This window comes from Paenibacillus sp. F024, assembly GCF_057814255.1.
In genome coordinates, this window is record NZ_JBVASZ010000145.1 from 1 (window position 1) to 294 (window position 294).

The window sequence follows — 294 nt, forward strand, 5'->3', positions numbered from 1 at the left end:
GGTTATCGGTGAACACGATCACTTTCGCTGCAGGATCCTCATCATTGATGCGGGTAAGGAAGTGAAATCCGTCAATGCCCGACAGGTTGAGATCGGTAACAACGACATCCGGCCTGTCTAGTCGAAAGAGATTTAGTCCCGTCTTACCGTCCTTTGCAGCCAGCACGCGGTATCCCTTCAGCTGAAGACGGAGCTGGAGGAACCGGCGTACATCCTCCTCGCCATCCACCAGCAGTACGGATTGAGTTTCATTGGATTGGTAGTGGTCATGGAAAATGACGACGTTCTGCGATG

1 protein-coding gene is annotated in these 294 nt (G+C 52.4%); it reads right to left on the bottom strand.

Translation table 11 applies throughout. The features are described 5' to 3' along the window. The coding region (locus ACZYR9_RS27730; RefSeq protein WP_488981511.1) for a response regulator at positions 1-294 on the bottom strand (294 nt) is incomplete at both ends.